This window comes from Agromyces sp. NPDC057865 (genome assembly GCF_042796995.1).
Lineage (GTDB): Bacteria > Actinomycetota > Actinomycetes > Actinomycetales > Microbacteriaceae > Agromyces.
Genome location: NZ_JBHVMJ010000001.1, coordinates 207058 through 232303 on the forward strand (window position 1 = coordinate 207058; position 25246 = coordinate 232303).

General features: G+C 72.3%; 25 protein-coding genes. 8 read left to right on the plus strand and 17 right to left on the minus strand.

Annotated features, from left to right (window positions below; translation table 11 throughout):
- Positions 1-1995, minus strand: a complete 1995-nt coding sequence (locus ACFVN5_RS00910; protein WP_376952750.1) for an adenylyl cyclase — start codon at positions 1993-1995, stop codon at positions 1-3.
- 218 nt (positions 1996-2213) lie between these two features.
- Here ACFVN5_RS00910 and ACFVN5_RS00915 point away from each other — a divergent pair, with 218 nt between their 5' ends.
- On the plus strand, positions 2214-3908 hold the full coding sequence (locus ACFVN5_RS00915; protein ID WP_376952751.1) for a phytoene desaturase family protein: 1695 nt from the start codon (positions 2214-2216) through the stop codon (positions 3906-3908).
- Positions 3909-3926: 18 nt separating this feature from the next.
- Here the strand turns inward: ACFVN5_RS00915 and ACFVN5_RS00920 are convergent, their stop codons facing one another.
- Positions 3927-4304 carry a TfoX/Sxy family protein gene (locus tag ACFVN5_RS00920; RefSeq protein WP_376952752.1) on the minus strand — a complete coding sequence of 126 codons (378 nt, stop codon included), beginning with the start codon at positions 4302-4304 and terminating at the stop codon, positions 3927-3929.
- Positions 4305-4362: 58 nt separating this feature from the next.
- Positions 4363-4689, minus strand: coding sequence for a hypothetical protein (locus ACFVN5_RS00925; protein WP_376952753.1), 327 nt, complete (start codon positions 4687-4689; stop codon positions 4363-4365).
- A 136-nt stretch (positions 4690-4825) separates the two neighbouring features.
- Here ACFVN5_RS00925 and ACFVN5_RS00930 point away from each other — a divergent pair, with 136 nt between their 5' ends.
- Together ACFVN5_RS00930 and ACFVN5_RS00935 are read left to right on the plus strand one after the other, a co-directional pair.
- On the plus strand, positions 4826-5338 hold the full coding sequence (locus tag ACFVN5_RS00930) for an SRPBCC domain-containing protein (RefSeq protein ID WP_376952755.1): 513 nt from the start codon (positions 4826-4828) through the stop codon (positions 5336-5338).
- A gap of 117 nt (positions 5339-5455) precedes the next feature.
- A complete protein-coding gene (locus ACFVN5_RS00935) occupies positions 5456-6580 on the plus strand; it encodes an AI-2E family transporter (RefSeq protein ID WP_376952756.1) in 1125 nt (374 codons plus the stop codon).
- A 315-nt stretch (positions 6581-6895) separates the two neighbouring features.
- On the opposite strand, the gene ACFVN5_RS00940 is transcribed toward ACFVN5_RS00935, so the two are convergent.
- The 7 genes from ACFVN5_RS00940 to prpB form a co-directional block, all read right to left on the minus strand.
- Entirely contained in the window at positions 6896-7453 is a 558-nt protein-coding gene (locus ACFVN5_RS00940) for a thioesterase family protein (protein ID WP_376952757.1), read from the minus strand.
- A 112-nt stretch (positions 7454-7565) separates the two neighbouring features.
- Entirely contained in the window at positions 7566-9521 is a 1956-nt protein-coding gene (locus ACFVN5_RS00945; RefSeq protein ID WP_376952758.1) for a hypothetical protein, read from the minus strand.
- A 135-nt stretch (positions 9522-9656) separates the two neighbouring features.
- Positions 9657-10295: a dihydrofolate reductase family protein gene (locus ACFVN5_RS00950; protein ID WP_376952759.1), complete on the minus strand. Its 639-nt coding sequence runs from the start codon at positions 10293-10295 to the stop codon at positions 9657-9659.
- Positions 10296-10299: 4 nt separating this feature from the next.
- The gene (locus tag ACFVN5_RS00955) at positions 10300-11463 is read right to left on the minus strand and encodes a bifunctional 2-methylcitrate synthase/citrate synthase (protein ID WP_376952760.1); all 1164 of its coding nucleotides are present in this window, start codon (positions 11461-11463) and stop codon (positions 10300-10302) included.
- Positions 11464-11552: 89 nt separating this feature from the next.
- Positions 11553-13295, minus strand: coding sequence for an alpha-keto acid decarboxylase family protein (locus tag ACFVN5_RS00960; RefSeq protein ID WP_376952761.1), 1743 nt, complete (start codon positions 13293-13295; stop codon positions 11553-11555).
- A 66-nt stretch (positions 13296-13361) separates the two neighbouring features.
- Positions 13362-14753, minus strand: coding sequence for an amidase (locus ACFVN5_RS00965; RefSeq protein WP_376952762.1), 1392 nt, complete (start codon positions 14751-14753; stop codon positions 13362-13364).
- 7 nt (positions 14754-14760) lie between these two features.
- Positions 14761-15660, minus strand: coding sequence for a methylisocitrate lyase (gene prpB / locus ACFVN5_RS00970; protein ID WP_376952763.1), 900 nt, complete (start codon positions 15658-15660; stop codon positions 14761-14763).
- Between the two features lie 69 nt (positions 15661-15729).
- Between prpB and ACFVN5_RS00975 the strand changes: the two genes are divergently transcribed.
- The gene (locus tag ACFVN5_RS00975) at positions 15730-16248 is read left to right on the plus strand and encodes a GNAT family N-acetyltransferase (RefSeq protein ID WP_376952764.1); all 519 of its coding nucleotides are present in this window, start codon (positions 15730-15732) and stop codon (positions 16246-16248) included.
- Here ACFVN5_RS00975 and ACFVN5_RS00980 read toward each other — a convergent pair.
- The 3 genes from ACFVN5_RS00980 to ACFVN5_RS00990 form a co-directional block, all read right to left on the minus strand.
- Positions 16223-17053, minus strand: coding sequence for an oxidoreductase (locus tag ACFVN5_RS00980; protein ID WP_376952765.1), 831 nt, complete (start codon positions 17051-17053; stop codon positions 16223-16225). The genes ACFVN5_RS00975 and ACFVN5_RS00980 overlap by 26 nt on opposite strands.
- A gap of 2 nt (positions 17054-17055) precedes the next feature.
- Positions 17056-18594, minus strand: coding sequence for an MmgE/PrpD family protein (locus ACFVN5_RS00985; RefSeq protein WP_376952766.1), 1539 nt, complete (start codon positions 18592-18594; stop codon positions 17056-17058).
- Between the two features lie 304 nt (positions 18595-18898).
- A complete protein-coding gene (locus ACFVN5_RS00990) occupies positions 18899-20029 on the minus strand; it encodes an enoyl-CoA hydratase/isomerase family protein (protein WP_376952767.1) in 1131 nt (376 codons plus the stop codon).
- A 59-nt stretch (positions 20030-20088) separates the two neighbouring features.
- Between ACFVN5_RS00990 and ACFVN5_RS00995 the strand changes: the two genes are divergently transcribed.
- Complete coding sequence (locus ACFVN5_RS00995; RefSeq protein ID WP_376952768.1) at positions 20089-20469, plus strand: VOC family protein; 381 nt, start codon at positions 20089-20091, stop codon at positions 20467-20469.
- A gap of 22 nt (positions 20470-20491) precedes the next feature.
- On the opposite strand, the gene ACFVN5_RS01000 is transcribed toward ACFVN5_RS00995, so the two are convergent.
- Both ACFVN5_RS01000 and ACFVN5_RS01005 read right to left on the minus strand, forming a co-directional pair.
- A complete protein-coding gene (locus ACFVN5_RS01000; protein ID WP_376952769.1) occupies positions 20492-21181 on the minus strand; it encodes a GNAT family N-acetyltransferase in 690 nt (229 codons plus the stop codon).
- A complete protein-coding gene (locus tag ACFVN5_RS01005) occupies positions 21178-21693 on the minus strand; it encodes a MarR family winged helix-turn-helix transcriptional regulator (RefSeq protein WP_376952770.1) in 516 nt (171 codons plus the stop codon). The genes ACFVN5_RS01000 and ACFVN5_RS01005 overlap by 4 nt, the downstream gene beginning before the upstream one ends.
- Positions 21694-21778: 85 nt before the next feature.
- Here ACFVN5_RS01005 and ACFVN5_RS01010 point away from each other — a divergent pair, with 85 nt between their 5' ends.
- On the plus strand, positions 21779-22417 hold the full coding sequence (locus ACFVN5_RS01010) for a LysE family translocator (RefSeq protein ID WP_376952771.1): 639 nt from the start codon (positions 21779-21781) through the stop codon (positions 22415-22417).
- Positions 22418-22439: 22 nt separating this feature from the next.
- Positions 22440-22748, plus strand: a complete 309-nt coding sequence (locus ACFVN5_RS01015) for a PLD nuclease N-terminal domain-containing protein (protein WP_376952772.1) — start codon at positions 22440-22442, stop codon at positions 22746-22748.
- Between the two features lie 212 nt (positions 22749-22960).
- On the opposite strand, the gene ACFVN5_RS01020 is transcribed toward ACFVN5_RS01015, so the two are convergent.
- A complete protein-coding gene (locus ACFVN5_RS01020) occupies positions 22961-23539 on the minus strand; it encodes a helix-turn-helix domain-containing protein (protein WP_376952773.1) in 579 nt (192 codons plus the stop codon).
- Between the two features lie 20 nt (positions 23540-23559).
- Positions 23560-24096, minus strand: a complete 537-nt coding sequence (locus ACFVN5_RS01025; protein ID WP_376952774.1) for a YbhB/YbcL family Raf kinase inhibitor-like protein — start codon at positions 24094-24096, stop codon at positions 23560-23562.
- 175 nt (positions 24097-24271) lie between these two features.
- Between ACFVN5_RS01025 and ACFVN5_RS01030 the strand changes: the two genes are divergently transcribed.
- A complete protein-coding gene (locus ACFVN5_RS01030) occupies positions 24272-25183 on the plus strand; it encodes a rhodanese-related sulfurtransferase (RefSeq protein ID WP_376952775.1) in 912 nt (303 codons plus the stop codon).
- The last annotated feature ends 63 nt before the right edge of the window (positions 25184-25246 follow it).

Genomic DNA, 25246 nt, shown 5'->3' on the forward strand with positions numbered 1-25246 from the left:
CTACGGCGTCGGGTAGCTCACCACCGGCGACGTGCCGAAGCCGCCGACCACCGGCGCGCCGGTGTCGTTGATGGTGTGCTCGATGCCGCCCGAGCCGCTGAGGAACACCGAGATGAGCGACTCGAACTGGATGCCCGGACCGACCGGGGTCTGGATGCCGCTCGCGGCGCGGATGTCCTGGCCCTGGTTGAAGAACGAGTACACGCCCATGCCCGTGGCGTGGTGCTCGCTGACGCCGTCGGCCACGCGGTACGACGAGTACCCGAGGCGGTCGCCGTCCATCCACTCGGCCTGGCTCGGCACCTCGTAGGGGATCTCGGACTGGTAGAACACGGTGCGCCCGCGCTCGCCGTTCCAGATCACCTGGTTCTGCTGGTAGTGCTCGACGAACAGGCCGGTCGCGGTGACGTCGTCGCCGTTCACGATGAGGCCGTGCGCGCCGGTCGAACCGGTCCACGTGCCGCTGCCGTCGAGGCCGTGATCGCCGCGCCATGCCCAGATGTGGTCGAGCAGCACGTCGTCGCTGTTGACCTCGATCGAGGTGACCGCGTCGCCCGCCCACGGTCCGCCGACGCGGATGAACACGTCGGAGAGCGTCGTCGGGTCGGACGCGTCGGACTTCTTCGCGCCCTTGGGCCCGACCTTCACGAGCACGTCGGACTCGACGAGCCCGGCGTCGACCGTGATGCCCGCGATCTTCACGCCCGGGACGTCGGCGACCTCGATGGCCGCGTTGCCCTTCGTCGGGGTGAGCGATGCGTAGCCGAGGCCGAGCACGACCGTGTCGGCGCGCTTCACGTTGATCGGCTTGTCGAGGCGGTACACGCCCGGCGTGAGCAGCACGTGCTGCTTCTGCGAGATCGCGCGGTTGATCGACGTCGCGGTGTCGCGGTCGGCGTGGGCGATGTAGAAGTCGCCGATCGGGATGGACGTGCCGACCGAGGCATCCGTCGACCAGTCGACCCCCGCGCTCTCGGTGCGTGCGTTCGGCACGAACACCCTGTAGGCGTCGCCGTCGAGGTAGAGGAACGGCGCGGGCCGGCTGAGCGGGGTGGCCGCGAGGGTGGTCTTGTTGCCGACCGTGCCGTCGGCGTGCGGGCCGAAGTCGGTCGCGGGTGCGCCCTGCACGCCCGAGAACACCATGTTCCAGACGCCGCCGTTCCACGAGCCGACGCTCGAGTCGCGGGTGTACCACTGCTGCTGCGAGCCCGAGACGACCTGGCCGTCGATCACGGAGTCGGCGAGGTAGCCGCCCGACGAGTAGCCGCCGAAGCGCGGCATGAGCGTCAGGTTCCCCTGGATGTGCACGCGGCGCATGGGCGCCGCCTGCGACACCGCCCACCGCAGCTGGCCGGGGTCGGCCACGCCCTCGGGGAGCATGATGCCGGCGGGGTTCTCGGCCGACGGGAAGCAGACGCCGTAGACGCCGGTGTCGCCCTCGACGGGCCGCTGGATCGGGTTGATCGAGACGTTCGACAGCGAGCGCCAGAAGTTCGTGAGCGCGGTGTCGGCCTCGCCGCCGCCGTCCCACGGGCAGGAGGTCGCGGGCGGGCGACCCTCGGCGTGGATCGCGCCGTTGATCACCACGTCGTCGGGCGACGCGCCGAGGCCCGAGACCTGCGTGTAGTAGCCGACCTGGCCGTTCACGATGTCCGGCGCGGTGGCGGGGTCGGCGGCGCCCGCTGCGCTGCCGTAGACGCCGGGCTTGAACAGCACGGCGTGGCGGTTCTGGCTGAACTCGGGCTCATTGTCGATCGCGGCGAAGATCGCGTTGATCTCGTCGGTCGGCATCGACGGGTCGAGCACGACGACGTTCGGGCCGAAGTCGGGCTCGTCGGCCGCGACGGCGGGGGTCGCGGTGATGACGGCTCCTCCGAGGGCGAGTGCGGCGATGGCGGCGCCGGCGGCGAGGCGGCGGGCGCGGCGGGCGGGTCTCGCGGCGATGCTCGCGATCGGTCGGGCGGGCGGATGCTGCGCCCTGGTGCGGTGGGTCACGGGTTCTCCTTCGAACGTGGCCGGCCGGGGCGCATCACGCCTTCCGGCCGGTGACCGGATCAGTGCGGATGGTGCACGCCCGACGCCGTCATCGGCGTGGTCGCGAGCGTCAGCATAGCGAACGCTTACTTACTTGTCAGTAACTTTGTCTCGATCGCTCGGCTGCAGCGGCTCCTGCGCGCGCAAGGCCGCCCTCACCCATCACGTACGCTCGTGTGATGCCCCACGACGTCGTGATCATCGGCGGCGGCCACAACGGCCTCACCGCCGCCGCCTACCTCGCCCGCGCCGGACGCTCCGTGCTCCTCCTCGAGCGCGACGACCACCTCGGCGGCGCGGCGGTCTCGGCGCAGGCGTTCGACGGCGTCGAGGCGCGTCTCTCGCGCTACTCCTACCTCGTGAGCCTGCTCCCGCAGCGCATCATCGACGACCTCGGGCTCGACATCCGGCTCGTCCGCCGCCGCTACTCGTCGTACACGCCCGACCCGGCCGACCCGTCGCGCGGCCTGCTCGTCGACCGCGAGGCCGACGCCGAGGCATCCGCCGCCGCCTTCGCCCGGGTCGACGCCGAGGGCGACACCGCCGCGTGGGACACGTTCTACGGCGAGACCTCGCGCCTCGCCGAGCGGCTCTTCCCGACCCTCACCGAGCCGCTGCTCACCCGCTCGGAGGCCCGCGACCTCGTCGGTGACGACCGCATCTGGACCGACCTCGTGGAGCGCCCGCTCGGCGAGGTCATCGACGAGCGCTTCGCGAGCGACCTCGTGCGCGGCGTCGTCGCGACCGACGGCCTCATCGGCACGTTCACCGACCTCGACGATCCCGCGCTCGACGCGAACCGCTGCTTCCTGTACCACGTGATCGGCGGCGGCACGGGCGACTGGGACGTGCCGATCGGCGGCATGGGCGCCGTGAGCGGCGAGCTCGAGCGCGCCGCGCGCGAGGCGGGCGCGGAGCTGCTCGTCGACGCGGAGGTCGTCGCCGTCGGGCCCGACGGCCGCGTGCGCTACACGCGCGGCGGCGAGGACCAGGTCGTCGAGGCCGGCACCGTGCTCGCGAACGTCGCACCCGTCGTGCTCGATCGCCTGCTCGCGGCCGGGGCGACGGCGTTCCCTGAGCCTGCCGAAGGGGCCGCGGCGCGCGCCGCCGCGCAGCCCGTCGCGCCGCGCGACGAGCGCCCCTTCTCGCACGACGGACCGGTCGCCGTGCCGCCCGTCGTGCGCGAGCGCCTGCGCCGGCTCGCCGAGCCCGAGGGCGCCCAGGTCAAGGTGAACCTCATGCTCACGCGCCTCCCCCGGCTGCGCGACACCGAGGTCGCGCCCGAGGCGGCGTTCGCGGGCACCTTCCACATCAACGAGCTGCAGACCCAGCTCGACGCCGCGTTCGCGACGGCCGCGCGCGGCGGCATCCCCTCGCCGCTCCCGTGCGAGATCTACTGCCACACCCTCAGCGACCCGACGATCCTCGACCCCGAGCTCGCCGCCACGGGCGCTCACACGCTCACGATCTTCGGCCTGCACGTGCCGCACCGCCTCGTCGAGCGGTTCGGCAACGACGAGCTGCGTGCGCGACTGCGGGACGCGGTGCTCGCCTCCCTCGACTCGGTGCTCGCCGAGCCCATCGCCGACGTGCTGGCGACGGATGCCGCGGGCCGCCCCTGCGTCGAGGTGAAGACCACGCTCGACCTCGAGCACGCCCTGCGCATGCCGGGCGGCAACATCTTCCATGGACCGCTCTCCTGGCCGTGGGCCGAGGACGACGCCCCGCTCGCGACCCCCGCCCAGCGGTGGGGCGTCGCCACGGCGCATCCCCGGATCCTGCTCTGCGGCTCGGGCGCCGTGCGCGGCGGCGCGGTGAGCGGCATCGGCGGGCACAACGCGGCGATGGCCGTGCTCGAGGCCGCGGAGGACTGAGCCACCGCGCGGCATCCGTCAGCTGCGGGTCTTCGGCGGCTTCCGCGCCTTGGGCGCCTTCGGCGGCAGCGCCGCGACCTCCTCGAACGCGCGCGCGACCTGCTCGGCGATGCGGTCGGGCTCGTCGTCCCAGGCGACGGGCACCGAGACGTAGCCACCCATCGGCCGCTCGTCGGGTCCGAACGGCCCGGCGCCGTCGACCGCCGCGAGCTCCGCGCGCGCCGACTCGTCGAGGACGCGCACTCCGATGCGGTCGCCGAAGAGCCCGGCGAACATGTTGCCGTTCACGAACGCGCCGAGGTTGCCGAACATGGGCTTGACGACGACCCGCGGGTCGTCGGGCACCACCGATGCGAAGCGCGCCTTCGCGGCATCCGAGGCCTTGGGCACCTGCATGGCACCACCTCCCCGGATCAGGACCGGCCTCCCGGATCAGGACCGGTTCAGGACGGGATCAGAAGACGAACAGCTGGCCGAGCACCAGGACGGCGATCACGAACAGCGCGACCACCGCACCGAAGATCGCGAGCGAACGGCCCGAGAGGCGCGCGACCGCGTAGCCGACGAGGAACGGCAGCACGAAGAGGAAGATCGTCACGATCCACCAGAACGCCTGGTAGCCGCCCTGCGTCGCCTCGGAGAGCCGGCCGCCGAACAGCTGCTGCGTGCGCGGGTTCGTCGCGAACGCGAACGCCGCCGACAACGGCACCGCGATGAGCGCGAAGGTGAAGAGACCCGCAAGCGCCCCCCAGAGGCCCGACTTGCCCTCGGTGACGTTCATCGTCTCCTCGTGAACCTGTCCGCCGGACGGATGATTCGGCTTGCGCTTCGCGCCCCCACTCGATCCCATGGCGCCAACTCTAGTGGTTTGGCGTAGACCGGGTTTAGCCTGATTTCACGACGAGCGGGGGTAGAAGATGACCGCGAAAGCGACTGGCCACTACACGTTGAAGCCCGACGGGCTCTACCTGCAGTACGACCGCCTGTTCCATTCCCCGATCGAGGAGGTTTGGTTCAGCCTGACCAATCCGACGGCCATGCAGGCATGGATCGGCACGTACACCGGACGCCCCGAGACCGGCGCCGTGCGCTTCCGCATGACGTTCGAGGGCGAGGGCTCCGAGTGGATGAACGTGGGCATCCTCGAGTGCGATCCGCCGCACCGCTTCCTCGCGCATTCGGGTGAGGGCGCGACGGCCATGCGGGTGTTCGCGCACCTGCGCGAGGCCGGCGGAATGACGACGCTCACGTTCGGCCAGCGACTCGCGAACCCGGCGGATGCCGCGACGATGGGTCCCGGCTGGGACTACTACCTCGACCGGCTCGCCGCCGTGCGGCTGAGCCGTCCGCTCCCCGAGTGGGAGGCCTACTACCCCGCCCTCGCCGACCACTACAAGGAGCTGCACGTCCCCGAGGGCGCGCGCAACTGACGACGTCTCCGGGCCGGCTCGCGTCGGCGCGGGCCAGTGGAGCGCGGCTCGCCATGGCGCGGGCCGCCCCGGCGCGCTTCCCGGGTACGAGGCATCCTCAGCCCTAGGCTGGCGCCCGTGAAGAGCATCGAGCGGCGTGCCCGCGAGCACGCCACGGGCACGGGCGGCGGCCCCGACAGCGGGCGCGGGCGGGGCAGGAACTTCATGTCGGAACGGCCTCTCGTCTGGTCGTTCATCGCGACCCTCGGCGTGCTCTTGGGCCTCGCGCTCGCCTGGACGCTGCTCAGCCTCTCGGGAGTCCTCTTCTCCGTGTTCGCCGCGATGTTCATCACGCTCGGCCTCGACCCGCTCGTGCGCTGGTTCCAGCGCCGCGGCATGAAGCGCGGCGTCGCGATCCTCACCGTGATCATCCTGTTCATCCTCGTGATCGCGGGCCTGCTCTGGATCGTCCTCCCGCTCGTGATCACCCAGGCGGTCAGCCTCGTCCAGGCGCTCCCCCAGATGTACGCCAACCTGCAGCAGCAGCAGTGGTTCATCGACGCCTCCTCGGGCTCGGGCGGCGTCCTCACGACGATCTACAACTGGGTGGTCGGCGTCCTCAGCGATCCCAACACCTGGGCCACCATCGGAGGCGGCGCGCTCAACGTGGGCCTCGCGATCGTCGGCGGGATCTCGTCCGCGTTCTTCATCTTCATCCTGACGATCTACTTCATCGCCACGCTCGACGCCTCCAAGGCCGCCATCTACACGCTCATCTCCGCCTCGCACCGGGCGCGGGTCGTCGACTACGCCGAGCGGATCATGCAGAACGTGGGCCGCTACCTGAGCGGCATGGTCATCCTCGCGTTCTTCAACGCGACGTTCAGCTTCATCATCCTGCTCATCGCGCAGGTGCCGTTCGCGCTCGTGATCGCGGTCTCGGCGTTCTTCATCACGCTCATCCCGCTCATCGGAACGGTGCTCACGACCATCGTGATGACGGTGCTCGCGCTCTTCGTCTCGCCGCTGTCGGGCATCATCGTGCTCGGCGCGATGCTCGTCTACATGCAGGTGGAGGCGTACATCCTCACGCCCCGCGTCATGTCGAAGGCCGTACAGGTGCCCGGCTCGATCGTGCTCATCGCGGCCCTCGCCGGCGGCACGCTCGCGGGCCTCCCCGGCGCGCTCGTCGCGATCCCGGTGGCGGCCGGCATCCTCCTCATCATCAAGGAGGTCGTGGTCCCGGCGAAGGCGCGCTCGTAGCCTCCGGTGATCGAGTAGCGCCCGGCGAAGGCGCGCTCGTAGCCTCCGGTGATCGAGTAGCGCCCGGCGAAGCCGCGCTCGTAGCCTCCGGTGATCGAGTAGCGCCCGGCGAAGCCGGACGCGTATCGAGATCCGGCGACCGGATCCCGGAACGCGTGTGCGTCTCGATACGCGGCGCCTGCGGCGGCGCTACTCGACGACCGGCGGGGTCCGCGTCGCGATACGCGGCGCCTCCGGCGGCGCTCCTCGACGACCGGCGCGGTCTGCGTCTCGATACGCGGCGACTGCGGCGGCGCTACTCGACGACCGGCGGGGTCAGTGCCAGACCGAGGGCGCCTCGGCTCGCGTGGCCGGCAGCGCGACATCCTCGCCCCACCGCTCGATCCACTCGGGGATCCGCTCCCCCTCGAGCGCGCCGAACTCGGCCATGAGCTCTGACACGGGCACCGTGCCACCCGACTTCCGCAGGAAGCGCGCCCGGATGAACCCCTGCGCGTACACCTCGGCGGTGCCGTCGGGGCCGGGACGCACGAAGCGCTGCTCGACGTAGACCGCCTTGTCGTCGTAGCCGACGAGCTTCGACTCGATCGTGAAGCGCTGCCAGAGGCTCAGCGACTTGCGGAACGTGATGGTCTCGCTCGCGACCACCGGGTACCAGCCCTTGTCGCGGAACGCCCGCCACACGCCGTTCCGCACGAGCATGTCGAACCGTGCGACGTCCATGATCGAGAAGTACACGCCGTTGTTCATGTGCCGGTTGATGTCGAGGTCGGTCGGCAGCGTGATGAAGTTCGTGCGCGCGACGTCGTAGTGGTTCAGGTCGGGCTTGCGTCGCGCGAGGAAGAGCACGTGCAACAGCGTGCGGAACAACATGTGCATAACGCACGACTGTATGCCCGATCCATGGTCGATCCTCCATCGTTGGGGGGTCGCCACAGGTCGGCCGCGGATGCCGCGCGCCCGCCTTGTACGAAGCGTGAAGCCGCTACGGGCGCACCTTCGCCGTCGCCGCGCTCGTCTTCACGACCGAGGTGTACCCCGGCAGCGAGGCGGTGACGCGGACCTTGATCGCGGCGTTCACGTCGCTCGCGACCGGCGTGTACGTCGGTCCGACGGCGCCCGGGATCGGCACGCCAGCCCGCAGCCACTCGTACTGGAGGTCGACCTCCGGCGGCGTCCACGACCCGGGCGCGGCGACGAGTTCCTGGCCGACGAGCGGCGCGCCGCTGATCGACGGGAGCACCGTGTTCGTGATCTTGCCCGCGAGGATCGATGCTGTCGGGGCGCTCTCGCGCATCGCCGTGAGGTACCCGAGCTTCTGACCCGTGACGCGGACGGCGAGGGACGCGCCCACGTCGTCGGCGGTCAGCGAGTACGTGGCCGCGGTCGCATCGTCGATCGGCTGCCCGTTCCGCAACCACTGGTACGTCAGGACCACCGGGGCGGGACCCCACGTTCCCGTGGCGACGGTCAGCGGCGGGCTCCCGAGCCGCAAGGTGCCCTTGACGGCCGGCACGGGTGCCTTCGCGAATGCGGCCTCGGCGACCGGAGCCGTGGACGCGCTCGTTCGGCTGGTGACCTGGTAGCCGGGCTTCGACGCGGTCACGGTCACCGTGAGCTGCGAGCCCGCATCGGCGCCCTTCGGCGTGTAGCTCGCCGCCGTGGCCCCCGCGATCGGCGCCCCGTCGGCGTTCCACTGGATCGCCTTCGTCGTGGCCCCCGGGCCCCACGTGCCGACCATCGCCCGCAGCGGAACGCCGACCTGCGACGTGCCGCTGATGGTGGGCACCGGCGTCGGCGCCAGCGGCAGGAGCGTCGAGGCGGCGACCGGGCCGACCGGCGGTGTGGAGACCGACCGGTCGAAGTACCCGAGGAGCTGGGTGAACCGGGCGGTGGCCGTGATCGTGCCTCCCGCGGCGCCCGGCGGAACGGTCAGGCTCCTCCGGTGCTCTCCGGGCAGCGCGACGCCGTCTCGCCACCACTGGATGCCGCTCAGCACCTCGCTCCCGAGGAGGTCGGCCGAGTCGAACGGCAGTGGCGCGTCGAGCACGAGGGACAGCACGCCGCCCTCGACCGGGTCGCCCGAGATCGTGAGGAACTCGCCGGGCGTCGCCTCCGGGTCCGGCACGCCGAAGTGGGCGTCGAGGGCGGCGCGACCACCCGTGCCGTCCATCGCGAGCACGGCGGCCCGGCTGCGGTCGTCCTCGAACGGCCACCACTGCTCTGCGCCGTCCTGCGTGAATCGGAGCTGGAACTTCCCGTTCGGGACGTCGTCGAACACGTACGTGCCCTCGACGGTGGCCTGCGACATGAGCGGCGTCGCGGACCCGACCCGGAAGAGATCGACTTGGGCGTCGCCGTCCAGGTTGTCGTCGGCGGTGATCACGATCCCGCCGATGAAGGCGGCGGACCGACTGGCGAGGGCCACGACATGCGCGGGCTGGTCCGTCGACTCGTCGTCGGCCTCGACCTCGAGCACGGGCGCCGAGGCGAACGTCACGGTCGGGTGCAAGTCGTAGAACGCCGGAACGATGCCGGCGAACTGGTCGGGGGCGTCCGGCCCGCCGTCCTGCACGAGGCCGGCCCAGGCCGGGAGGTAGCCGTCCACGACCGTCCGGACCTTGTAGCGGCCGTCGGGCAGCGTGAGCCATTGCGTCTCGCCGAACAGCCCCTGGGCTTCGGCAGGCGTCGTCATGACCGGGCTCGATCCGTCGCCGTCGGCGTCGTAGACCTCGATGGTCGCCGCCGGCGCCACCCAGTCGGGCTTGCCCGCGCCGCCGAAGAAGTCCGACGAGGCGGGCATCACCGACACCCCGACGTTGCCGTCGGCGGCCTGCGCCGGCGACGAGATGCCCACGACCGCGACCGCGATCCCCGTGGCACCGATGACGGCGAGGACCCGACGCGATCGGCTCCCGGTTCGTGACCGACGATCGGACATGGTGCGACCCCCTGGGAGGTCCCGGACGGACGTCGGGTCGGCGTCGACCGCTGGCGGAGACGATACTCCGCTTCGCGAAGGCGCATGTCCCCCAGATCGGGGCGCAACGGCGCCGGCTGCGCGCAGCGGCGTGCGTCAGGCGCCGCGTTCGACGCGGTAGCGGAGGTGCATCGCCAGCGCCCCCTGCTCGGCGCCGAGCGGCTCGAGCTCGATGCGGCGTCCGGTCGCGTCGGGGAACAGGCGCGTGCCGCCGCCGAGCAGGATGGGCACGAGGTGGAGGCGCACCTCGTCGACGAGGCCCGCGGTGAGCGACTGGCGCGCGACATCCGCCCCGCCCATGATGCAGACGGATGCCGCGTGCGCGACGGTCATCGCGCGGTCGACCGCCTCGCCCACGCCACCCGTGACGAACTCGAACCGGGAACCGCCGCGCTCGATGGGCTCGCGGCCGCGGCTCGTGACCACGAAGACCGGACGGCCCTCGAACGCCTCGTCGTCGCCCCACGGCACTTCGCCGACATCGAATGTGCGGCGTCCGATCACGAACGCGCCGGTGGTGTCGAACATGCGGGCGGCCACGCTGAGGTCGATCTCGTCGGGCGTCGCGTCGGCCGCGCCCTCGGGGCCGAGGCCCACTTCCGCGGGGCCGTCGCCCCCGCGCAGCCAGTCGTGCACGCGCTCCCCGCCGATGCCGAGCGGATGCTCGATGCTGACGCCCGGTGCGGCGGTGAACCCGTCGAGCGTCATCGTCATCTCGAGGAAGACGTGCGACATCCGCTCAGCCCTTGACGGGGACGTGCCGTTCGTCGGGCCCGTTGTACACCGACAGCGGGCGGATGAGCGCGTTGGCCGCGAGCTGCTCCATGACGTGGGCGGTCCACCCCGTGACGCGGCTCGCCACGAAGAGCGGCGTGAACATCTCGGTGTCGAAGCCCATCAGGTGGTACGTGGGGCCGGCCGGGTAGTCGAGGTTCGGCTTGATGTTCTTGCGCTCCGCCATGGCGTCCTCGAGCGCGACGTAGAGCTCGAGCAGGTCGGGCCGGTCGTAGTACTCGACCATGCGCTCGAGCGAGTCGCGCATCGTGGGCACGCGCGAGTCGCCGTGCTTGTAGACGCGGTGACCGAAGCCCATGATCTTGCGCTTCTCGGCGAGCGCGGTGTCGAGCCAGGCGACCGCGCGGTCGGCGCCGCCCTCGCCCGGGCCGATCTCCTCGAACGCGTGCATGACGGCCTCATTGGCGCCGCCGTGCAGCGGGCCCTTGAGCGCGCCGATCGCGCCCGTGACGGCCGAGTACAGGTCGGACAGCGTCGACGCGATCACCCGCGCGGTGAACGTCGACGCGTTGAACGAGTGCTCGGCGTACAGGATCATCGACACGTCGAAGGCGTTCACGACGGGCAGTTCCTGCACCTCGCCGAAGGCCTGCCAGAGGAAGTTGGCGGAGTAGCCGAGGTCGTCGCGCGGCTCGACGAACTCGAGCTCGTGGCGTCGGCGCTGGTCGTACGTCACGATCGAGGGCAGCTTCGCGAACAGGCGGATCGCCTTGTCGAGGTTCGCCTCGGGCGAGTCGTCGGGCGTCATCGGGTCGCTCGCGCCGATGACGCTCACGGCGGTGCGGAGCACGTCCATCGGGTGCGCCGTCACCGGGATCTCGTCGACGATGCGCTTGGTCACGTGGTCGAGGCCGCGGAGCGAGCGCTCGCGCTCCTCGAACGCGGCGAGCTGGTCGTCGTCGGGCAGTTCGCCGTACCAGAGCAGGTACGCGACCTCCTCGAAGGTGACGGATGCCGCGAGCTCCTGCACGGGGTAGCCGCGGTAGAGCAGCGAGTTCGTCTCGGGGTTGACCTTCGAGATCGCGGTGTAGTCGACGGGGACTCCCGCCAGGCCCTTGTAGATGACCGGCTGCTGCGGTTGCGCGGCCTGCGTCTGGACGTCGCTCATCGTGCTCCTCATGGGATCTGCGGTTCGCCCCAGCGCGTCCGCCTGACCAGCCTACGGCGCGACCGCCGATCGTGCCGCCACCGGTGCCGTCAGCCCTGCGACGCGGCGCGGTTGGCGCGGGCGGCCGCCTCGGCCAGCGCGCTGAGCAGCGGGGGCACGTCGAGCGGCGGCACCACGGCCTGGATGACGGTGAGCCCGTCGCCCCGGGCGTCGTGCCGCGCGAACGCGTCGGCGACCTCGGCGGCGGTCGTCGCGCGCACGCCGACCGCGAATCCCGTCGGGTCGAACGCCGCGGGGAGCGCGGCCCAGTCCCAGCCGGCGATGTCGTTGTAGGCCGCGGTGCGCCCGTGGATGGCCCGCTCCACGGTGTAGCCGCCGTTGTCGACGACGAGGACGGCCGCCGGCACCCGGTCGCGGGCGAGCGTCCCGAGCTCCGCGATGGTGAGCTGGGCGGCGCCGTCGCCGATGAGCACGATCGGGCGGCGCGAGCGGTCGGCGAGCGCCGCGCCGAGCAGGGCGGGCAGCGTGTACCCGATCGACGCCCAGAGCGGCTGCCCGATGAACGTCACGCCCGCGGGCATCCGGTGCGTGCCCATGCCGTAGAACGCGGTGCCCTGGTCGGCGATCACCACGTCGCCGGCGCGCAGCTGCGCCGAGACGGCGTCCCAGAGCGCGGCCTGGGTGAGTGGGGCATCCGGTTCGTCGGATGCTGCGGGGCCGGTGCCTGCAGTGACCGGAGCAGTCGCGGCATCCGCTGCCGTCGTCGTCGAAGCCGCCGACGCCGACGTCGCCGCGCTTGGCAGCACGAGCCGCCCGGCCGCCCGGGCGTCGTCGATCGCGTCGGCGACGACGCCGAGCGCCTCGGCCATCGGGACGGGTCCGAACTCGCGGTCGCCGATCCGGGTCCGCCGCGGGCCGATGTCGATCGTGGTCTCGGGCAGGTGCTGGGAGAAGAACCCGGACATGAGGTCGGTGAACTGCACGCCGGCCATGACGAGCACGTCGGCGTCCTCGACGACGGACCTCGCGGCAGGTTCGCTCACCGCTCCGACGTAGGGGCCCGCGTAGTGCGGCACGCTCTCGTCGACGACCCGCCGGCCCCAGAGGGAGACCGCGTGCGGCACCCCGAGCGCGAGCAGGTCGTGCAGGGCGCGCTCGGCGCCCACGCGCTGCACGAGGATGTCGGCGAGCACGGCCACCGACGACGCACCCTCGAGCGCGGCCGCGACGGCGTCGCGGAGGTCGGCGAGCACCTCGGCGTCGGCGGCCTCCTCCTCGACGGCGGCGAGGTCCGCCGAGGGCGCGGCGAGCGGCGCCGCAGCGACGTCGGCCGGGATGAGGAGGTAGCCGGGGCGGCGAGCGGCCAGGGTTTCGCGGATGACCCGGTCGATCTCCTCGGCGGCGTTCTCGACGGTCAGCACCGCCTGCGCGTGCGTGACCTCGGCGGCCATGCGCGCGAAGTGGCCGAAGTCGCCGTCGCCGAGCGTGTGGTGGGTCGCCCGGGCGGCGGCCTGGGTCGCGGTGGCCGGCGAACCGACCACGTGCAGGACCGGCACGTGCTCGGCGAAGGCGCCGGCGACGGCGTTGATCGCGCTGAGCTCCCCGACGCCGAACGTGGTGCAGACCACGCCGAGCCCCCGGACGCGCGCGTAGCCGTCGGCGGCGTAGCCGGCGCCGAGCTCGTTCGCGCAGCCCACCCAGGCGACCGTCGCGTGCGCGTCGATGTCGTCGAGCATCGCGAGCGTGAAGTCGCCCGGGACGCCGAAGATGCGATCCACCCCGGCGGCGGCGAGGCGGTCGAGCAGGTACGTCGTCACGTTCGCGTCGCTCATGGGTTCATGATCGACGCGGGCGCGGGCAGCGTCAACGACGGACGTGCGCCTCGACGCCGGCTCGGTTCACGGGAACGACGGCACGGCCGACTCGGGGCGCGCCTGCTCCCACCACGACGTGAGGGCGAGCACCTGCCGGTCGGCGAACCGCGGACCCGCGACCTGCAGCGCGATCGCCCGCCCGTCGGGCGCGAACCCCGCGTTGATGCTCGAGGCCGGCTGGCCCGACATGTTGTACGGCATGGTGAACGCGATGTGCGCCATGCCGCGGTCGTCGTGGCCCCACGGCATCGGCCAGTCGGCGGGGAAGGCGAGCATCGGCGCGACCGGCGAGAGCACCGCGTCGAACGGCGCCGTCGCGAGCACCGTGCGGCGCCGCAGCTCGCCGATCGCCTCGTACGCCTCGAGCGCGCGGGTGCCGCTGACGTCGGCGCCCTTCGCCACCCACTCGACGATGTACGGGAGCACGAGCGCCCGCCGCGCGGCGCCGAGCTCGGCGTAGGTGCGCCAGAACCGCACCCGCCAGAACGTGTCGACGTCGTCGAGCACGCCCTCGTCGATGAAGCCGGGCAGCTCGACGATCTCGGCGCCCGCGTCGGCGAACCGGTCGGCGGCCGCGACCACGGCGGAGCGGATCGCGGGGTCGACCGGCATTCCGGCGCCGGCGTCGAGGTGCAGCGCGATCCGCAGGCCGGCCGGGTCGATCGCGAGGTCGTCCCAGTCGATGTCGGCGGGCGGCAGCGAGGTGTAGTCGCGCACGTCGGGTCGCGAGACGACCGCCATCCCGGCGGCGAGGTCGGCGACCGTGCGCGCGATCGGCCCGGCCGCGCGGCCGAGGTAGGGCGTGTCGATCGGGATGCGTCCTGCGCTCGGCTTCAGCGCCGCGAGCCCGAGCCAGGCCGCCGGGAACCGCACCGACCCGCCGATGTCGGTGCCCATGTTCACCACGCCGAACCCGGCCGCCGCGGCCGCACCGGCGCCGCTCGACGATCCACCCACGGTGAGGTCGCGGTCGAGCGGGCTCCGGGTGACGCCGTGCAGGCTCGAGACGCCCGATGACAGCATGCCCCAGTCGGGCATCGTCGTCGACCCGACGATCACGGCGCCGCCCTCGAGCAGGCGCGCGACGATCGGCGAATCCGCCTCGGGCACCACCGGGCTCGAGCCCGCGGTGCCGCCGCGCGCCGGGACGCCGGCCCGGTGCATGTTCTCCTTCACGGTGACCGGCACGCCGTCGAGCGGGCCGAGCGTCTCGCCCCGACGCCACCGGGCGGCGCTGGCGCGTGCAGCGGCACGCACGGATGCCGCGTCGAAGTCGGCGAACGCGTTCACCTCGTGCTCGCGGGCGGCGACGCGGGCGAGCACCTCCTCGGCGACCTCGACCGGACTCGTCGAGCCCGTCGCGTACGCCGACGCGAGCGCACCGGCGGTCTGCGGGAGCGGAGCGGCGCCGGTCATGTCGGGGTCAGCGGGCGACGTCGAAGTTGAAGATCGAGGTGTCGAACCGGTTGTAGCCCTCGTAGTCGATGAGCTCGTAGAGGTCGGCCCGGTGCTGCATCTCCTCGAGCTTCGCGTCGAGCGAACCCGTCGCCTGGAGTTCGTCGAGGGCACGCACGGAGGCGCCCATCGCGAGCCGGAGCAACGACACCGGCCAGATCACGATGTTCATGCCGATGTCGGCGAGCTGCTGCACCGTGAAGAGGTCGCTCTTGCCGAACTCGGTCATGTTGGCGAGCAGCGGCACGTCGACGGCCGCGCGGATCGCGGCGAACTCCTCGAGCGAGGCCATCGCCTCGGGGAAGATCGCGTCGGCACCGGCGTCGGCGAGCCGCTTCGCGCGGTCGACCGCGGCCTGCAGCCCGTCGACGGCGCGCACGTCGGTGCGCGCCATGATGAGGAAGTTCGGGTCGCGTCGCGCGTCGACCGCGGCGCGCACGCGCTGCAGCGCGGTGTGCTCGTCGACGACCTGCTTGCCGTCGAGGTGCCCGCAGCGCTTCGGGTTGACCTGGTCCTCGATGTGCAGCCCGACGAGCCCGGCGTCCTCCATCTCCTGCACGGTGCGGGCCACGTTCATCGGCTCGCCGAAGCCCGTGTCGGCGTCGACGATGGCCGGAAGCTCGGTCATCCGCGTGATCTGCTTCGCACGGCCGGCGACCTCGGTGAGCGTCGTGAGGCCGATGTCGGGCAGGCCGAGGTCGGCAGACAGCACGGCACCCGAGATGTAGACGCCCTCGAAGCCCTTCCGCTCGATGAGGCGGGCCGACAGCGGGTTGAACGCGCCGGGGAAGCGCATGATCCGCCCCGTGTCGAGCCGCTCTCGGAAGAGGCGGCGCTTCTCGGAAGGGGACTTCTGGGCGTAGAGCATGGTTGGGCCTCCTCCGATCCACCCTAATCGCGTGCGGGCGACGACCGGCCGGCTCGGTAGGGTTCGCACATGAGGCCTCCGGTGACGGTACGCCGCGCGCGCCCCGAGGACGCGACGGAGATGGCGCGGGTGATCGTGCGCTCCTGGCGCGAGACCTACCGGGGGCTCGTCCCCGACCACGTGCTCGACGACCCGAGCTTCGAGTCCGCGCGCGAGCGGTTCTGGACGGCGGCGCTCACCGACGAGCAGTACCGCCGGAACCGCATCGCGGTGGCCGAGCGCGGCGGCGAGGTGATCGGCGTTGCCATGTCGGGCCCCGTGGACGACCCCGCGCTCGAGTGGGACCACCACCTCTACGTGCTCTACGTCGTGGCGGCCGAGCACGGGTCGGGCGCGGGACTCGCGCTGCTCGACGCCGTCGTCCGTCCCGACGAGGACGTCGCGCTCTGGGTGGCCGACCCGAACCCGCGCGCGCAGGCGTTCTACCGCAGGCGCGGGTTCGTCGCCGACGGCACCGCGCAGGTCGACGAGAACGGCGTCCGCGACATCCGGATGCTGCGCCTCAGCGCGGACCGTAGGCCCGCATGATCGCCCAGTCGAACGCCCGGTCGGTCATGAGCCAGCGCAGCGCGAGGAGCGCCTTCGCGCCGAACGGCACCGCGTAGCGGATCCGCGGTCGGCGGTCGGTCGCGGCCCGCGCGATCGCCAGGGCGACGACCCGCGGCGAGGCGCCGACGCCCGGGCGGTCGGCGAGCTCGTACACCTGCGCGAGCCGCTTCGCCTGCCGCGCATAGGCGGTGCCGCCCGACCTGGCGGTCGCACTGTCGGCCGCGATCCCGCCCCACTCGGTGCGGATCGTGCCGGGCTCGATGATCACGACGTGCACGCCGAACGGGCGCAGCTCGAGCCGGAGCGAGTCGCTCAGCCCTTCGACCGCGAACTTCGTGGCGTGGTACCAGGCGCCGAGCGGCTCGTAGAACTTGCCGCCGATCGACGAGACGTTGATGATCCGGCCGCTCCGCTGCGCGCGCAGGTGCGGCAGGACGAGCTGGGCGAGCCGCGCCGGCCCGAACACGTTCACCTCGAACTGGCGGCGCGCCTCCTCGATCGGCACGTCCTCCAGTGCGCCGTACGATCCGTACCCGGCGTTGTTGACGAGCACGTCGATGCGGCCCTGCTCGCGGAGGATCCGCTCGACGCCCGACGCCATCGACGCGTCATCCGTGACGTCCATCTCGAACACGTGCACGCCGTGCGCGGTCAGGCCGGCCATGCGGTCGATCCGCCGCGCGACCCCGTAGACGGTGAAGCCGCGCGCTGCGAGCTCGAGCGCCGTCGCCTCGCCGATGCCCGAGGATGCCCCGGTGATCAGCGCGACGCGGCCCTCGGTCATGGCTAGAACAGGCCGGTCGGGATGTCGACGCCGACGAGGGCGCCGGGTGCCGCGGTGAAGGTGAGGCCACCGAGCTCGTCGGGGCCCAGCTCGGGCAGGCGCTGTGCCAGGTCGAGGAAGCGCTCGATCTCGGCCTCCTCGAGCACCCATTCCGCGAGCGTGCGGAACTTCTGCACGTACTGCTCGCGCGCGAACGGACGAGCTCCGAGCGGATGCGCGTCGGCGACGGCGATCTCGTCGACGATCTCGCCACCGTCGGCGAGCGTGATGACGACCTTGCCGCCGAACGCCTTCTCCTCGATGTCGTTCGAGTGGTAGCGACGCGTCCACTCGGGGTCCTCGACGGTCGACACCTTCTTCCACATGTCGACGGTGTCGGCCCGGTGCGCCCGCTCGGGCGTGTACGAGTCGTGGTGGTGCCAGGTGCCGTCCTGCAGGGCGACCGCGAAGATGTACGGGATCGAGTGGTCGAGCGTCTCGCGCGACGCGTCGGGGTCGTACTTCTGCGGGTCGTTCGCGCCCGAGCCGATCACGTGGTGCGTGTGGTGCGACGTGTGCAGCGTGATCGACTCGATGCGATCGGGGTCGTCGAGGATGAGCGGGTACTCCTCGTGCAGCTTGCGCGCGAGGTCGATCCACGCCTGGGCCTGGTACTCGGCCGAGTGCTCCTTCGTGTAGGAGTCGAGGATCGCGCGCTTCGCCTCGCCGGCCTCGGGCAGCGGCACCTCGTAGGTCGCCTCGGGCCCGCCGAGGAGCCAGGCGATCACGCCGTCCTCGCCCTCGTAGATCGGCACGGGGCTCGTCTCGCCGCGCATCGCGCGGTCGACCGCCTCGACCGCCATCTTGCCCGCGAACGCCGGGGCGTGCGCCTTCCAGGTGGAGATCTCGCCCTTGCGCGACTGACGCGTGGCAGTGGTGGTGTGCAGGGCCTGGCCGATGGCCTGGAAGATCGTCTCCTGGTCGAGGCCGAGGAGCGTGCCGATGCCGGCCGCGGCCGACGGTCCGAGGTGCGCCACGTGGTCGATCTTGTGCTTGTGCAGCGAGATCGCCTTCACGAGGTCGATCTGCACCTCGTAGCCCGTGGCGATGGCGCGCACGACGTCGCGGCCGGTGAGGCCGCGCCCGGCGGCGAGGTGCTGCGCCACGGCCACGATCGGCGGGATGTTGTCGCCCGGGTGCGAGTAGTCCGCGGCGAGGAACGTGTCGTGGAAGTCGAGCTCGCGCACGGCGACGCCGTTCGCCCAGGCAGCCCACTCGGGCGACGTGCGGCGCGCGGCATCCGCGCCGAAGACCGTGGCGCCGTCGCCGCCGATCGAGACCGGGTGCGCGAGCGCCTGGCTGCGGGCCGAGACCACGGGCTTGCGGGCGAGCGAGGCGGCCGCGACGGCCGCGTTGTCGATCACCCGGTTGACGACCATGTCGACGACCTCGTCGTCGAGCTCGACGGGATCGGTGGCGACCCCGGCGAGCTGCCAGGCGAGCTGGCCATCGCGGGCGAGGTGCTCGTCACTCCGGTGGGTGCGCAGGTGATGGTTCTTCACGCCCACAACCGTATCCCGTGGTCCCGGTCGTCGAGTAGCGCCGCCGGAGGCGACGCACCCCCCGGTCGTCGAGTAGCGCCGCCGCAGGCGACGCACCCCCCGGTCGTCGAGTAGCGCCGCCGGAGGCGACGCGTATCGAGACGCGGCGAGTTCCGGGGCCGGGTCACTGGGTCTCGATACGCGTCCGGCTTCGCCGGGCGCTACTCGACCACCGGGGGTCCGGCTCCGCCGGGCGCTACTCGACCACCGAGGTCCGGCTCCGCCGGGCGCTACTCGACCACCGGGGGTCCGGCTCCGCCGTGCGCTACTCGACCACCGGGGGTGTCCGGTCGGGCCAGACCGGCTCGTGCACCTGCGCCGTGATGACGTCGGACGCGAGGTGCGGGTCGACGCCCTCGAGCGTCGACGGGCTCCACTTGGGCGAGCGGTCCTTGTCGATCACCTGCGCGCGGATGCCCTCGCGCAGGTCGTGCTGCTCGATGAACCACGACACGAGGCGGAACTCCTGCTCGAGCGCGTCCTCGAGCCGCGGCAGCGTGCGGGCGCGGCGCACGGACTCGAGCGTGACGGTCAGCGCCGTGGGCGACAGGGTCTCGAGCTCGTCGGCGGCCGCGCCGGCGTACGCGGATGCCGCGGGGTCGAGCGGATGCGCCGGGAACGAGCTCGACGCAGCATCCGGCGTGCCCTCGGCGAATGCGCGCAGCCGCGTGATGATCTCGCGCACGGTGGGCGCGGAGTAGCAGGCGTCGACCCAGTCGCGCGCGAGCGCGAGCGCCGACGGGCCGGGGGTCTCGTCGAAGAGCATCACGATCTCGGCGGGGCTGCCGGGGTCGGCGCGCTCGGCGAGCGCCTGCAGCAGGTGCGGCAGCCGCTCCGACGGCACGAAGGCGTCGGCGAAGCCGGCGTGCAGTGCATCGGCGGCGTCCATGGTGCGCGAGTTGAGCGCGAGGTGCACGCCGAGCTCGCCCGGCGCCCTGGCCAGGAGCCACGAGCCGCCGACGTCGGGCGTGAAGCCGATGCGCGTCTCGGGCATCGCCACGCGGGAACGCTCGGTGACGATGCGGATCGCGGCGTGCCCGGCGAGGCCGATGCCGCCGCCCATGGTGATGCCGTCCATGATCGCGACGACGGGCTTCGGGTACCGCGCGATGAGCGCATCGAGGCGGTACTCCGACCGGAAGAAGTCGCGCGCCTCGCCCGCGTTGCCGTCGACGGCGTAGCCGTAGAGCTCGCGGATGTCGCCGCCGGCCGAGAAGCCCCGCTCCCCCGCGCCGTCCAGCACCACGATCCCGACCTCCGAGTCGTCGACCCACGACTCGAACACGTCGGTGAGCTCGTGGATCATCTCGTAGCTCAGGGCGTTGAGCGCCTGGGGGCGGTCGAGGGTGACGTGCCCGACCCCGTCGGCCACCGTCACCGAGATCTGGTCGCTCACGGTGCCACCGTAGCCGCATCCCCGCCGGTCGCGTAGCCTCCAGTTCTGGAGGAGGAGTCATGATCGAATCGGCGTTCCCGATCCTCGAGGTGTCCGACGTTCCGGCGGCCCTCGCGTTCTACCGCGACACGTTCGGCGGCGTGGTGACCTACGAGTTCCCGGGCGACGACGGCACACCGGTCTACGTCTCGCTCGCGGTGGGCTCCTCGTCGCTGGGGATCGGCCTCGCCGAGCAGCCGCCCCCGCCGGGCAACGTGCTGCTCTGGTTCTACGTCGACGACGTCGATCGGATGACGCGCGAGCTCGCCGCGGCCGGGGCATCCGTCGTCGAGGAGCCCGTCGACCAGCCGTGGGGCGAGCGCACCTCGCTCGTGACTGACCCGTTCGGCACGCGCATCCGGCTGGGCGCAGCGATCTCGCCGCCGCCCGAGGAGGAGTAGGCGAAGTTCGCGGCCCGTCGGCTCAGACGCCGGCGCCGGGGACCAGCCGCACGACGCCGACGTCGGTGCGCAGGCGGAAGCCGAGCCGCTCGTACAGGCCGATGGCTGCGGCGTTCGACGCGTACGCGTGCAGGAACGGCGTCTCGCCGCGGGCGAGGATGCGCTCGGCGACCGCCGTCGAGAGCATGGCCGCGTAGCCGTGCCCGCGATGGTCGGGGTGCGTGCAGACGCCGCTCACCTCGGTGAACCCCTCGGGCTTCATGCGCTCGCCGGCCATGGCGACGAGCCGCCCGTCGAGCTTCACGCCGAGGAAGCCGCCGAGCTCGTGCGTGCGCGGGCCGAACGGCCCGGGCTCGGTGAGCGTCGCGAGCGCGAGCATCTCGGGGGCGTCGGCTGCGCCCAGCGGCACGAGGTCGACGGATGCCGCGACGGGCGCCAGGCGGTCGAGCACGAGCTGCACGCCGGGGGCGTCGAGGGTGGTGCGCGTGCCGGGCGGGCGCGGGACCTCGCCGCGCTGCAGCAGCACGACCGGCCCGTGCGCGTCGACCAGCGCCGACAGCGCATCGAGGTGCGCCGCGTCGTCGTCGCCGATCGCGGCGAACGGACCGACCTCGCCGACGAAGCGGCGGGCGAGGCCGTCGCCGATGGAGAAGCCACGCTGCCGCGTCGCGAGCGCGCTCCAGATCGGCCGGTCGAGCGGATGCCGCGTCACCGCGCCACCTCCCCCGCGAGCGGCGCACCCTTCGCGAGCCGTGCCGCGCGGCGGTCGACGGGCTCGGCATCGAGCCGGGCCTCGAGCTCGGCGAGCTGCGCGAGCAGCGGACCCTCGAGCCCGGCGCAGGCCTCGGCGACCGCTGCCTCGACGTGCGGCCACACGGCCGTGCGGGCCCGGGACACCACGTCCTCACCGGCCTCGGTGAGCTGCACCGATCGGCGCCGACGATCGGATGCCTCGCTCGCCACGGTCACGAGTCCGTCGTGCGCGAGCCGCGTCACCGTGCGGGTGACGGCGGGCTGGCTCACGCCGATGGCGTCGGCGAGCTCCCCCACGGTGAGGCCGCCGGGACGATCGAGCGCGGCCAGGAGCGGGAATGCGCTCGCGGGCACCGCCAGGCCGTCGGCGGCGATGAACCGCGTGGTCTCGCCCTGCAGCCGCTCGCCGATGCGCTTGAGGCGGGTGCCGAGCGCGAGGTGGCCCAGCTGCTCCACGACGTCGTCGACCATCTCGCCTCCCTGCTCGATCGGTTACTGCATAACACGTTATATAACCTGTTATGTGAATGCAAGGGCGCGGAGATACCATGCTTCGGTGGTCCCCCTCGAGAACCTGGGTGCGTTCGTCCTCGCGTCGATCGTGCTCATCGTCATCCCCGGTCCGAGCGTGCTGTTCGTGATCGGGCGCTCCCTCGCGCTCGGGCGACTCGGCGGCCTGCTCAGCGTGCTGGGCAACGCCCTCGGCATGCTGCCCCTCGTGGCGGCCGTCGCCCTCGGCGTGGGCGCCATCGTCGCGCAGTCGGTCGTGATCTTCACGGTCATCAAGTTCGCCGGCGCGCTCTACCTCGTCTACCTCGGCATCCAGGCCATCCGGCACCGAGCGGATGCCGCGGCCGCCGTCAACGGCGAGGTCCCGACCCGCTCGCACTGGCGCCAGCTCGGCGAGGGATTCGTCGTGGGCATCACCAACCCGAAGACCATCGCGTTCTTCGTCGCGGTGCTGCCGCAGTTCGTGGACTTCTCCGCGGGGTCGATCCCGCTGCAGCTGTTCGAGCTCGGCGTCGTGTTCGTCGTGCTCGCCCTGCTCTGCGACTCGATCTGGGCCATCGCGGCGAGCGCCGCACGCGACTGGTTCGCGCGGTCGCCGAAGCGCGCCGCCCACCTCGCCGCGACCGGCGGCGTCATGATGATCGGGCTCGGCGGCGTGCTCGCCCTCAGCGGGAACAAGCACTGACCCACCACCGGAGGGAGCGGTCATGACCGACACCGAACCGCAGGACGTGGCACCCGGCGTGAAGAAGCCCGGGCGCCCGCCGAAGCGGACCTGGAAGGACCTCACGCCGCAGGAGCGGACCGGCTCCATCCTCACGGGACTGATCCAGCTCACGCTCGCGGCGATCGCGTGGACGGACCTCGCGCGGCGGCCCGCGAAGTACGTGCGCGGGCCGAAGCCCCTGTGGGCGCTCGCCATCACGATCAACTTCGTGGGGCCGGTCTCCTACTTCATCTTCGGACGGCTGCCCGATCGCGCCGCGCAGCGGCGCAAGCGTCGCGCGAAGCGCTGAACGACCGGTGGTCGAGGAGCGCACCGGTGGTCGAGTAGCGCCCGGCGGAGCCGGACGCGTATCGAGACCCGCTGGCTCGACCGGACCGTCATCACGTCTCGATACGCGTCGCCTCCGGCGGCGCTACTCGACGACCGGGTGCGCGTCGCCTTCGGCGGCGCTACTCGACGACCGGTGAACGCGTCGCCTTCGGCGGCGCATCTCGACGACCGTCATGAGCTCCAGAGTGCGGGCACGAGCACCCAGATGACCTCGGCGCCGCCGCCGTCGGCGACGCGCCAGCTGTGCGGCTCGTGCCCGTTGAACGTGAGGCTGTCGCCGGGTCCCAGCTCCCAGTCCTGGTCCGAGAAGCGCACCTCGATGCGGCCCGAGAGCACGTGCAGCACGTCGACGTCGGCGGCGACCGCGTAGAGCTCCTCACCGCCGTGCCCGCCGGGTTCGATCACCGAGCGGATGACCTGCACCCGCGACTCGGAGCGCGGCGAGAGCAGGCGCTCCTCGGTGTCGACGCCGCCGAGGTTGATGCGTGGACCCGTGCCGGCCGGCACGAACTGCACGTCGGGCGCCTCGAAGAGCGACCCGACGGAGATCGAGAGCACGTCGCACAGCGTGATGAGCGACGAGACGCTCGGCGAGGTCATGTCGCGCTCGACCCGAGAGAGGAACCCCTTGGTGAGCCCGGTGATGCGGGCGACCTCGTCGATCGTCAGCTGCTGCGTCTTCCGCGCCGCGCGCAGGCGCGATCCGATCGCCACCCGGCGGGTGTTCGGTTCCAGCGGCATCGGGCGCATGATGCTGCCACGCTAGCGGGTCAGTCGCGCGTGGCGGTGGGCGTGAGGATGCCGCGCGCGATCCCGTGGAAGAAGCACCGCGACCCGAGCTGGGCCGAGGTGGCCTCGGGATCGAGGTCGAGGCTCGGCACGTCGAGCGCGTGCACGACGAAGTGATAGCGGTGGACGCCCGTGCCGCGCGGCGGCGCTGCGCCGATGAAGCCGCGGGTGCCGTCCTCATTCCGCAGCACGATGACGCCGTCGGGGAGGGCCGGCCCGCCGGCGGACCCGGCACCCGACTCGAGGCTCGTGACCGACACGGGGATGTTCGCGACGGCCCAGTGCCACCATCCCGAGCCGCTCGGTGCATCGGGGTCGAGGCACGTGATCGCGAAGCTGCGGGTGCGCTCGGGGAACCCCGACCACGAGAGCTGCGGCGCGCGGTCGACGCCGCCGGCGGCGGTGCTCCACTGCGGGCGGGCGAGGGGTTCGCCTTCCGCGACATCGGTGCTCGTCACGGTGAACGACTCGACCGGTCGCAGTCGCTGGAGTGCCTCGTAGGGGTGGACGTCGAGCATCGCGAGCCTCCTCATCGGATGGGCGGGTGCCGTCGTCGCCAGCCTACGTCGCAGGCTCCGCGTCCGGGAGGCGGGCGCCGCGGGTCGGCGGATTCGCCGCGGGATCGCACCCACGCACCCGCTCGCACCCGCTCGCACTCGGCCGGCTCGCGGCATCCGCTCGTATGATCGCGGGATGCCCGTCGCGAAGATCCTGCTGTACTACGCCTTCACGCCGCTCGCCGACCCCGACGCCGTGCGGCTGTGGCAGCGCGACCTCGCCGAGTCGCTCGGGCTGCGCGGGCGCATCCTCGTCTCGAAGGACGGCCTCAACGGCACCCTCGGCGGCGAGCTGGGCGCACTCAAGCGCTACGTGCGCAAGACCCGCGACTACCCCGCGTTCAAGCACGTCGACTTCAAGTGGAGCGAGGGCACGGGCCTCGACGAGTCGGGCGCGAGCCTCGACTTCCCGAAGCTCAGCGTGAAGGTGCGCGACGAGATCGTCTCGTTCGGCGCGCCAGGCGAGCTGCAGGTCGACGACGACGGCGTGGTCGGCGGCGGCGCACGCCTGTCGCCCGACGATCTGCACGAACTCGTCGCGACGCGCGGCGACGAGGTCGTGTTCTTCGACGGGCGCAACGCACTCGAGGCGCAGATCGGCCGGTTCCGCGACGCGATCGTGCCGCCCTCCGAGACGACGCGCGACTTCGTCGGCTTGCTCGACGCCGGCGCGTACGATCACCTCAAGGGGCGGCCGGTCGTCACCTACTGCACCGGCGGCATCCGCTGCGAAGTGCTCTCGAGCCTCATGGCGAACCGCGGCTTCGGCGAGGTGTACCAGCTCGAGGGCGGCATCGTGACCTACGGCGAGCGCTTCGGCGACCGCGGCCTCTGGGAGGGCTCGCTCTACGTGTTCGATGGCCGCGGCTCGGTCGACTTCAGCGACGACGCCGCGGTGATCGGCCGCTGCGTGGGCTGCGACGAGCCGACGAACCGCACGGCCAACTGCCCGGATGCCGCGTGCCGCCGCCAGTTCGTCGTGTGCGCGTCGTGCGACACGGTCGCCTGCCACGAGCACGCGGGCTCGATCGTCGGCGCCACGGCCTGATCCCCGGCTGAGCTCGAGGAACCGGAGCGCGTCGGTGCGATCGACGGTATACGGCCGGTTCAC